Genomic DNA, 10,721 nt, shown 5'->3' on the forward strand with positions numbered 1-10,721 from the left:
TCGACCGGCGCGAGAGCACGCGCCGCGACCACGAAGCGAAGGAACACCCCGGTGCCCTCCCAGGATGCCCGCCCGACCGACACGCCGGCCGCCGCGCCGCTGGACCATGCCGCGCTGCTCAAGGACCTCCAGAAGCAGGTCGCACTCCTGGAGGACGACCTGCGTGAGCGCGCCCACGGCGACAGCGAGCAGGCCGCGGCCCTGAAGGCCGAGTACGAGCAGGCCCTCCTGTCGGACCGTACCTCGGTCATGTACGAGTCGTGGCTGGAGGAGCGGGTGGTGCAGATCGCCGCCGCCTGGGTCCTCGCCTGTGTCTTCGTCCGCTTCTGCGAGGACAACGGCCTCGTCTCCGAAGCCCGGCTGTCCGGCCCCGGTGAGCGGCTCGCCGAGGCGCAGGACAACCACGACGAGTTCTTCCGGGAGCACCCCGAGTTGAACGACCGCGACTGGCTCAAGGAGTCCTTCCGCGCGCTCGGTCGCGAGCACGAGATCACCGAGGGCCTCTTCGATCCGGCGCACAACCCGCTGTGGGAACTCGATCCCTCCTACGGCGCCGCCTCCCGCCTGCTCTCCTTCTGGCGCGAGCGCGGCCCCGACGGCCGCATCCGCCACGACTTCACCGACCGGAGCCTCAACACCCGTTTCCTCGGCGACCTCTACCAGGACCTGTCCGAGCACGCCCGCAAGACGTACGCGCTGCTCCAGACCCCGGAGTTCGTGGAGGAGTTCATCCTCGACCTCACCCTGGATCCGGCCCTGGAGGAGTTCGGCCTGGACCCGGCGTGGAAGCACGTCCCCGAGGACTGGCGGGGCGAGACGTCCGAGGAGATCGACGAGAACGGCAACCTCACCAAGGTCGTCCGCGGCCTGCGCTGCATCGACCCCGCCTGCGGCTCCGGCCACTTCCTCCTCGGCCTCTTCCGCCGGGTCCTCGCCGCCTGGCGCGACGCCGAGCCCGGCACGGAGAACTGGACACTGGTACGCCGCGCCCTGGAGGCCGTCCACGGCGCCGACAAGAACCCCTTCGCCGTCTCCATCGCCCGGTTCCGCCTGCTCGTCGAAATGCTCAGGGAATGCGGGGTCCGCCGCCTCTCCGCCGCTCCGAAGATGCCGATCCGCATCGCCGTCGCCGACTCCCTGCTGCACGGGCGGGAAGCCGGGCGGGAGACCGACCCGACGCTCGACGACGTCGAGCGGGGCGAGACGTTCACGTACCGCACGGAGGATGTGCGGCAGTACGTGAGGGAGGTGGACCTCCTGGGGCGCGGCTCGTATCACGTGGTCGTGGCGAACCCGCCGTACATCACGGTCAAGGACAAGGCGGAGAACGAGAACTACCGCAAGATCTACTGGGCGTGCTCCGGTAAGTACGCGCTGTCGGTGCCGTTCGCCCAGCGGATCTTCGAACTGGCGGTCCGGGCGAGCGGTGACCATCGGGACGGCGGCTTCACCGGGCAAATCACGGCGAACTCCTTCATGAAGCGGGAGTTCGGGGCGACGCTGATCGAGTCGTTCTTCCACGGTGGGCCCTACAAGGACCCGCAGACGCGGCGACTCCGGGACTTTCCGGGCGTGGAGCTGACGCATGTGCTGGACACGTCGGGGGCGTTCATTCCGGGGCACGGTACGCCGACGGTGATTCTGGTGGGGCGGAACCAGGGGCCCCGGCAGGCGCTGCCTGTGCGAGCGGTGCTGGGGGTTCGGGGGGAGCCGAGCCAGCCGGAGGATCCGGCTCAGGGCAAGGTGTGGCAGGCGATCGTCTCGCAGTGGCGGAAACCTGGAGTGGGGCCTGCGGAGTGGGTGAGCGTCGAGGACCGTCCTCGGGCCGATTTGGCCAAGTTCCCCTGGAGCCTTTCGGGGGGCGGCGCGTACGGGCTGATGGCCAAGCTGGAGCAGGTGGAGGGACGGCTCAAGGAGGCGATCGCGGAGGCTGGCCGGACCACACATACCGGGCTCGACGAGGCGTACTACATGCCGACCGCCTCTGCTGTGACCCGTCGACTGAAACCAGGAACGGTACCGACCATCCTGGGTGAGGAGGTACGTGAGTACCAGATCTCACCGGGCACGTGCACGTTCTTCCCCTATACGACCATCGCTCCAGCGAGCGTGCGCGGTGCAGCCAGGGAGATCATGGCAGCCGAGGAACGGTTCCTTTGGGCTGTACGGGCACCTCTTCGTCAGCGTCTGGATTTTGGAGAGACACCAGAGCAACGGGGGCTTCGCTGGTTCGACCACAGCATGTTTTTCGCGCGCCGCTTTCGCACACCGCTTTCGATCGCGTACGGCGAGGTCACCACGCACAACCACTTCGTGCTGGACCGAGGCGGGAAGGTGTTCAACCGTACCGCGCCGGTGATCAAGCTGCCCGAAATCGCTAGCGAGGACCAGCACCTTAAGTTGCTCGGGGTGCTGAACTCGTCGGTGGCCTGCTTCTGGATGAAGCAGGTAAGTCACATCAAGGGCGGCAGTGGCATCGGTCGCGGCGTCCAGGACGAGGCCTGGGAGAACCGTTACGCGTTCAACGCGACCCGACTCCAGGAGTTTCCTCTCCCCTCCGCGCTCCCCCTCTCCCTCGCCCGCCAACTGGACGCTCTCGCCCAAGAGCTGGCCGCCCACGAGCCCGCCGCCCTCGTTGCCTCCTCCACCACGGCCCCCACTCCCGAGGCACTCGAAGCCGCCAAAGCCGCGCAGAAGCGGATTCGGGGGCGCATGATCCTGCTCCAGGAGGAGTTGGACTGGACGGTGTACGGGTTGTACGGGCTACTCACGCCCTCCGAGGTCGCGCGCACCACCCTCCCCGGTGACCCGGCCGACCTCACCGGCGCCGACACATTCGAAATCGCTCTAGGCTATCGTGCGTTCGAGATCGCGCTTGCCCGCAGTGGTGCCAATACCTCGTGGTTCGACCGGCACGAGTCCACCCCGGTCACCGAGATCCCTCCCTCTCCCGACTGGCCCGAGTCCTACCGACGGATCGTTCAGGCGCGGCTCGATCTCATCGCCCACAACAACGACATCCGCCTGATCGAGCGGCCCGAGTTCAAGCGACGTTGGCTGACCAAGCCTTGGAAGGACAGGGAGGCCGCCGCCCTGCGCTCCTGGCTGCTCGACGCCATGGAACGCGAGGAACTGTGGTTCGAGGAGCGGGACGGGATCGATTCGCCGCGCCCGCTCACGATCTACCAGCTCGCCGACGCCCTGCGCCACGACAACGACGTACAAGACGTCGCCAAGCTCTACGCCGAGCGTCACCTCGACAAGCGAGACGTCCCCCTGTCCACCGTCCTGACCGCCGTCGTCGAGCCCGAGCACGTCCCCTACCTCGCCGCGCTCCGCTACAAGGAGTCCGGTCTGCGCAAGCGCGCCCAGTGGGAGAAGGTCTGGGAGGAGCAGCGCAAGGAGGACGAGGACGGCAGGCAGCGTGACATCAAGGTTCCGCCCAAGTACACGTCCGCCGACTTCCTCAAGCACAGCTACTGGTCGAACCGGGGCAAGCTCGACGTGCCCAAGGAGCGGTTCATCTCCTACCCCGGCGCCTCCCCCGACAACGACCCCTCCCTACTCATCGGCTGGGCCGGCTGGAACCACCGCTACCAGGCCGAGGCCCTCGTCAACCTGCTCAACGACCGCCTGAACGTCGATGGTTGGCGCAAGGAGGACCCCCGTTTCGTCCCGCTCCTCGCCGGGCTCGCGGAGGTCATGCCGTGGGTCAAGCAGTGGCACGACGAGTACGACGAGGAGTGGGAGGGCAACCCCGCCGAGGACTTCAACAGCGCCCTCGTCGCCGGCATGTACGGTCGTGATCTCTCTCGGGACGACCTCAGCGCTTGGCGCCCCGAGAAGAAACGGGGCAGGGCGGCCAAGTAGACCAACCAATGCCTGAGGGGGGCGGATCCGGTGTGCCGACCCCCTCAAGCGTCTGCGTCTCGGTCAGTCGCGCCCCGCCGCCATCCTCAGGAACGCAGTCCACTCCGTGGGAGCAACCGTCAGGACCGGTCCCGTGGTCCGCTTGGAGTCCCGTACGTGGATGGCCCCAGTCGTTCGGGCGACCTCGACGCAGTCCCCACCATTGCCCGCGCTGTAACTGCTCTTGACCCAGACCAGTTCACGTACGTACGGCGCGGAATCCAGCGTGTTCATTGCTCTCCCAACAGCTGCTCGATGAAGGCCAGCGACTCCCTCGGGGTGAGTGCCTGCGCCCGCAGGGTGCCATAGGTCGATTCGAGGACCCCCACCTTCTTGGGGTCCGAGTGCAGCACGCTCTCGTCCTGCACTTCCATGTAGGCCATCCTGCGCTGGTCTCCGATCTGGAGCAATGTGAACGTTCCTGCCAGGCCCGCGTGCTCCTCACGATCGGTCGGCATGACCTGGATCTCGATGTTCCGCTCGTGCCCGAGCAGCAGCAGATGTTCCAGTTGCCCCCGCATCACCTCACGCCCGCCCAAGGGCCGTCGTAGCACCACTTCCTCGATGACGAAGCTCATGAGCGGCGCGGGCCGCTTGGCGAAGAGCTTCTGTCGATCCATGCGAGCGGCGACACGCTGCTCGATTGTCTCCGCGTCGAGGATCGGGCGCCACATCTCGAAGACTGCCCGCGCGTAGTCCTGGGTCTGGAGTAGCCCCTTGATCACGTGGCTGTCGTACGCATGCAACTTCGTTGCTTGGGCTTCCAGCTGGGCGTATCGGCGGAAAAACCCCGGATACCGAGCCTTCCCCACCTCCCCCTTCATAGCCGACAGCACCCCACCCCCACCCACCACCCGGTCCACCGCGTCCACCAGCTCCGGCTTGGGGATGCGCCGCCCCTGCTCGACCGACGCGATCTGCGCTTCCCCGTACCCGACCCGCGCCCCCAGTTCCGCCTGCGTGAGGCCCGCTGCCTCGCGCAGCAGTTTCATCTGGCGGCCGAAGCAGCGCAGGAACCCGTTCCCCGGGTCCACGCCGTCCGCGGCATCCACCGTGTCGGTCCCGTCCACCAGGTCCAAGTCCCTCGCCCCCTCGACATCACGGAAGGTCAACTCCACTCACCGACAGTGAGTTCGCAGCGTAGGGACATGCCGACCGGCTCCGGGGCCGAACGCCCGACGTTCTCCCGCACGGGTGATCCGGTACGCCTACGACAGCCACGCCGCCCACCCCGAGAGTCCCGTCCCGTACGGCCGAAGATGCTGGTCAGGGCCCGTCCTCCTGCGCCACTTTCGACGCATGACACCGACGCCCCCCACCGGCACCGCCACGCACCCCGCCGACACGACCTTCGAGCTGCGCTTCACCTCCACCCCGCGCGGCGCGCGGCTGGCCCGCCGCCTCACCGCGTACTGCCTCGACTGCTGGGGCCACCCGTACGGCTCGGAGGTCAACGACGGCGCGAGTCTCGTCGTCGCCGAACTCACAGCGAACGCCGTCACCCACGGCCGGGTGCCCGGGCGAGACGCGCTGCTGCGGCTGGTCCGGGACGATGGGCGACTGCGGATCGAGGTCAGTGACACGCGGGGCGAGCGCGACCCGGTCGTCAAAGCGGCCGGGGACGACGAGGAGACGGGGCGCGGTCTGCTGATCGTCGGCGCGCTCGCCGAGACCTGGGGTGTGACGGCCCGCACAGGCGCGCCCGGCAAGACCGTCTGGGCGGTACTGCGCGCGGACGGTCCCGCGGCCTCGTCCTGACGCTGGCCTTTCCCGGCCGTCCTTCCCGGCCGTCCCACCGGCACCCGCGGCCCTGGCAGGATAGACGGACGTGGTGTGCGCGGGCGCGGGCGAAGGCCAGCGCCCGCCGGGAGCCCGGCCGCGGCAGCCGGGCGTGAGAAGGCTGTGGGGAGCGGAAGCGGCTGATGGCGCGAGGCAGCGGGGTCGTACTGAGGGATGTCCTCGACATCAAGGAGGACCTTCACTCCGGGGACTTCAAGATCGCCCTGTCCGAGGGGTTCACGGACGAGGCGGCCGGGTCGATCGACGACTACGTGGTCACGGAGCAGCTCCAGGGGGAGTTCCGCAAGGCCCTGAAGCTGGTCGGCAGCGCCCTGCGCAAGAACGCCTCGCACGCCGCGTATCTGCACGGCTCGTTCGGTGCCGGTAAGAGCCACTTCCTGACCGTGTTGCACGCCGTGCTCAACGGGGACCCGGCGGTCGAGGGCAAGGCGCGGCTGCGCGAGGTCGTCGCCGAGAACGCCGACTGGCTGCCCGGCAAGAAGTTCCTGATGGTGCCGTACCACCTGGTGGGTGCCGCCAGCCTGGAGTCGGCGCTGCTCGGCGGCTATGTGAAGACGGTGCGCCGGGAGCGGCCCGAGGCGCCCACGCCGCTGGTGTTCCGGGCGGACTCGCTGCTCGCGGACGCGCGTGAGCTGCGCGCGAAGATCGGCGACGAGGCGTTCATCGGGCTGCTCCCCGCACCAGTCGCCGCCCCGCAGACCGCCGTAAAGGACGATGATGACGGTGACGACGATGACGACGAGCTGAAGCCCATCGGCGTCGCCCCGGCCGTCGGCTGGACCACCGCGGCCCTCGACGCCGCCTTCCGCGCGCCCGCCGGTGACCCGCAGCGTGACCAGCTGCTGACCGCCCTGTTCAACGGGCCGAACAAGCACTACGCGGAGACGGTCAGCGGTGACGCGGCCGCGTACGTGGCGCTGGACGACGGGCTCAGCGAGATGAGCAAGCACGCCCGGCTGCTCGGCTACGACGGTGTGGTGCTGTTCCTCGACGAGCTGGTGCTGTGGCTGCAGGCCCGGATGGCCGACCGCACGTTCATCAACGACGAGATCCAGAAGCTCGTCAAACTGATCGAGTCCAGCAACCCCGACCGGCCGGTGCCGATCATCTCGTTCATCTCCCGTCAGCGCGATCTGTCCCAGCTGGTGGGCTCCGACATCCTCGGCTCGGACGTGGAGAACCTCCAGGCGGCCCTGGAGTACCTGAAGGAACGCGTCACCGTCATCGACCTGGAGGACCGCAACCTCCCCGAGATCATCAAGGAGCGCGTCCTCAAGCCGCTCCCCGGGCAGGAGCGGGTGCTGGACACCGCGTTCGCCGGGATCGACAAGGCGGGGCAGCTCGTCAAGGACGTACTCCTCGACGGTGAGGGCGCCACCGGCGCCGGCTGGGAGGACTTCCGGGCCGTCTACCCGCTCTCCCCGGCCCTGCTCAACGTGCTCGTGGCCCTGTCCGGGGCGCTCCAGCGCGAACGCACCGGTCTCAAGCTGGTGCAGCAGCTGCTGGAGCGGAACGCCGACGCCGAGATCGGCCGGCTGATCCCGCTCGGCGACCTGTGGGACGTCCTCGTCGACAACACCAGCACCGCGTTCACCGCCAGGCTCCAGCAGGAGTCGGAGACCGCCCGCCGCTTCCACACCAAGGCCCGCCGCTTCCTGCTGCGCAAGTACGGCCACGCCGAGCACCCCGACTTCGTCGCCGATGAGCGCTATGTCAAGACTCTGCTGCTCGCCGCCCTCGCGCCCGACGTGCCCGCGCTGCGCCGCCTGACCGCCGGCCGGCTGGCCGCCCTCAACCACGGCACCCTGCGCTCCCGGGCCGTACCCGTACAGGACAAGGTCGTCGAGCGGATGCGGGCCCTGCAGGGCGAGTTCCCGAGCGAACTGCGCTCCGAGGGCAAGGACGACCCGGTGTTCTCGCTCCACCTGTCCGACCTGGACGTCGAGCCGATCATCGACGCCGTCGTCGGCGAGGACAAAGGCGGTGTGCGGCGCACCTGGCTGCGCGAGCGGCTGTGGGAGGAGCTGGGGCTCACCGGCCGGCAGGGGCAGCTCTTCGACGACAAGAAGATCGTGTGGCGCGGCTCCGAGCGCACCGTGGAGTTCGTGTTCGGTCTGGTCCGTGACCCGCGCAGCGTCGCGGACGAGGCCTTCGAACCGGCCACCGCGGGCAACCTGCGGATCATCCTCGACTGCCCCTACGACGAGGAGACCGGCCGCTCCCCCGACGACGCCCACCGACGCGTCGCCGACCTGCGCAGGTCGCACCCCGGCGCCCCCGTGCTGGTCTGGCTGTGCGACCACTTCTCCGAGCAGCGCAAGGCCCAGCTGGGCCGCCTCATGCGCATCAACTTCCTGCTGGAGCGCGACCGGCTGTCCGACTTCACCCGCAACTTCCCGCCGGACGACCGCGCCAAGGCCCGCCGCCAGCTGGAGCACGCCCGCGAGAACCTCACCCGCACCCTCGTGGAATCGCTGCGGGAGGTGTACGGACTCGCCGAGGCCAAAGAGGGCACGCGGGGCGCCGAGGTGCCCGACGGACGGCATGTGCTGTCCCTCCAGCCGGAGTTCCCGCGCCCGCAGACCGAGGGCAGCAAGCCGTTCGACCAGACGGTGACGCAGCTCGCCGACGGCATGTTCTCCGCCCTCTACGACAAGCACCCCGACTTCGGACCGGGACCCGGCAGCACCCCCCGCGCCGTCACCCCGGCCGAACTCACCACCGCTCTGAAGTGGCTCACCCGGGCCATGGACGAGGGCGGCCGGGTCGAAGTCGAGCCGAAGGAACTGCGGACCGTCAAGCGCGTCGTCGAGGCCCTGGAGCTGGGCACCGTCCACGACGGCCCGCTCGTCGTGCGCGGCGACAACCAGCTCCGCTCACAGATCAACCGAGCCGCCTCCGCGCACAGGGAGCGCGGCGAACTCGACTCGCTCGACGAACTCGCGGTCGAGGACATCCGCAACTGGATCAGGGACGACCTCGGTCTGCGCGGCCTCGACAAGCACGTCTCCAGCCTGCTCATCGCCGCCTACGCCCTGTTCGACGACCGCTCCTGGGTGCTGTACTCCGGCACCGAGACCACGCCTCCCCCACTGTCCGAGATAGGCCTCGGCTGGAAGCTGCGCGCCCAGCAGCTGCCCACCCAGGACGAGTACGCCACCGCCCGCGACCGCGCCGGCCTGCTGTTCGGCGTCACCGCCAAGCCCGGCCTGTTCGCACGCAACGTCAACCGGCTCGCCGCCGACGTCCTGGCCACGGCGACCGCGTACGAGAAGAGCGTCGGCGACGTGCGCACCGTGCTCAAGCGGCACGCCACGCTGCTCGGACTCGACGGGGACGGCACCGCCGAGCGCACCCGGATCCTGCGCGAGGCCGCCGCCCTGCTCGCCCGTCTCGTGCGCCATACCGACGACGCCACCGGCCTGGTCCGCGAGCTGGCCTCCGCCACGTACGAGACGCCCGCCCGGGAGCTGTCCCACGCCATGGCCAGTGCCGCCGACGTGCTCGCGGCCCTGGACGGCACCAACTGGCGGCTGCTGTCCAGCGTGCACGGGCTCACCGGCCGCGACGACAGCATCGGGGACCGCGCACAGCGGCTCATGGACCGCATCGGCGAGGCCGCACGCGCCCCCGAGCGCGAGCGGTCCCTGATCCCCGTGCTCGGCGAGCTCCGCGAGACGGGGCACGCCCTGCTGGACGCCGCCCTGCAACTGGAGCGGCCCGCCGGCGTCGACGTCCCGGCCGGACCGACCCCGGTGACCGACGCGGGGCGGATCCCGCTGTCCGAGCACGGCACCCCGCCGGTCCCCTCCGAGCCCGCGGGACCGGTGAGGGGCGAGCAGGAGCCGCTGTCCTGGGATCCGGAGGAGTCCGGAGCGGGCGCCGCTGGATCCGGCCCGGTGCGGGCCGCCCGCCGGGTCATCGCCCCCGGTCCCGCGGCACTCCGCGCCGACCTCAACGCCGTACGCGAGGAGATCGAGGCGTTCCGCGCCCTGCACCCGGACACCCCGGTGGAGATCACCTGGCGTGCCGAGCCGGACGGTGAGCACCGGTGACGACCACCCGGCCCGTCGCCGGCCGACGCGCCATCGAGGTGCTGCTCCAGACCGAGCTGAAGCACGCGCCCACCGGCCGGCTCGTCCTGGTCGACGCGGTGTGGGATCCGGAAGAAGTGAACACCGAGTTCACCGTCGCGGTCGGCGGCGGGCTGCGCCGCGTGGTCGTCACCGACCAGCACTCCCCGCTCGGCGTCACCGAGGCCTGGCACCGCCACCTCGCGAACGGTGCGGACGACGACAGCGTGCTCGTCGTCACCGGAACCGTCCCCGCCGACCAGCTCGGCCTCGACCTGCGCGCCCACGCGGTGCGCCGGCATCCGCTGCCCGTCGACCGCGCCGAGATCGTCGCCCAGCTCTTCGGGGCCGCCGACCTCGATCCGCGCATGCTGGGCGAGCACTGGCTGCTCGACGCGCTGCTCCAGGCCGAGCCCCTCGACGGCTGGCCCCGCGTCGGCAGCGTCCTCACCCGCGACCGGGCCGTGCGCGCCCTGCTCGGTGCACGCCTCGGGCTCGGCGACCCCGCGTCCGACACTCTCGACCTGGACGCCGACGCGCTGTTCGCGTGGACCCGCACCCCGGCCGGGCCGTCCCTCTACGCCGCCCTGTCAAAGGAGGAGCAGCGCGGCCTGGAGACCTGGCTCGCCCGGACCGTCGGGCCCGCCGCCCCCACCCTGCTCACCCTCGCCGCCGAGGGCCGGGGCAGTGACGCGCTGCCGCTGGGGGTGCTCGCCTCGGCCGCCCTGGGCTCACGGTCCTCGGACGCCGCGGGCTTCGCCCTGGGAACCCTGTTCGGTCCCGCCCTCGCCTCCTTCGACACGCTGCGGCCCTTCGCCGACGCCGCCACGGGCGTCCTCACCCGGTGGATCGCCCAGGCCGAGGGCCCCACCGCACCGGCCGGCCCCGCCCGCTCCCGGGTCGTGGCCGTCCTGGAACGCGCCGACCGGCTCGCCGCCG

5 protein-coding genes and 1 pseudogene are annotated in these 10,721 nt (G+C 70.3%); 4 read left to right on the top strand and 2 right to left on the bottom strand.

From position 1 onward, the window contains the following. Positions 1-51: 51 nt before the first annotated feature. Complete coding sequence (gene pglX, locus N4P33_RS13705; RefSeq protein WP_260826686.1) at positions 52-3,870, top strand: BREX-2 system adenine-specific DNA-methyltransferase PglX; 3,819 nt, start codon at positions 52-54, stop codon at positions 3,868-3,870. Between the two features lie 63 nt (positions 3,871-3,933). On the opposite strand, the gene N4P33_RS13710 is transcribed toward pglX, so the two are convergent. Together N4P33_RS13710 and N4P33_RS13715 are read right to left on the bottom strand one after the other, a co-directional pair. Continuing rightward, positions 3,934-4,143 carry a DUF397 domain-containing protein gene (locus N4P33_RS13710; protein ID WP_260826687.1) on the bottom strand — a complete coding sequence of 70 codons (210 nt, stop codon included), beginning with the start codon at positions 4,141-4,143 and terminating at the stop codon, positions 3,934-3,936. After that, the gene (locus N4P33_RS13715) at positions 4,140-4,901 is read right to left on the bottom strand and encodes a helix-turn-helix transcriptional regulator (protein WP_260826691.1); all 762 of its coding nucleotides are present in this window, start codon (positions 4,899-4,901) and stop codon (positions 4,140-4,142) included. Before N4P33_RS13715 ends, N4P33_RS13710 begins: the two co-directional genes overlap by 4 nt. A gap of 307 nt (positions 4,902-5,208) precedes the next feature. Here N4P33_RS13715 and N4P33_RS13720 point away from each other — a divergent pair, with 307 nt between their 5' ends. The 3 genes and pseudogenes from N4P33_RS13720 to N4P33_RS13730 all read left to right on the top strand — a co-directional run. Beyond that, positions 5,209-5,667, top strand: coding sequence for an ATP-binding protein (locus N4P33_RS13720; protein ID WP_260826688.1), 459 nt, complete (start codon positions 5,209-5,211; stop codon positions 5,665-5,667). A 164-nt stretch (positions 5,668-5,831) separates the two neighbouring features. Continuing rightward, positions 5,832-9,764 (top strand): hypothetical protein, encoded by a 3,933-nt coding sequence (locus N4P33_RS13725; RefSeq protein WP_260826689.1) that lies wholly within the window; start codon positions 5,832-5,834, stop codon positions 9,762-9,764. Continuing rightward, positions 9,761-10,721 (top strand): annotated as a pseudogene (locus N4P33_RS13730) (BREX-2 system phosphatase PglZ); the annotation flags it as partial. The gene N4P33_RS13725 and the pseudogene N4P33_RS13730, both read left to right, overlap by 4 nt.

Source organism: Streptomyces sp. 15-116A (assembly GCF_025290915.1).
In the GTDB taxonomy this organism is placed as follows: domain Bacteria; phylum Actinomycetota; class Actinomycetes; order Streptomycetales; family Streptomycetaceae; genus Streptomyces.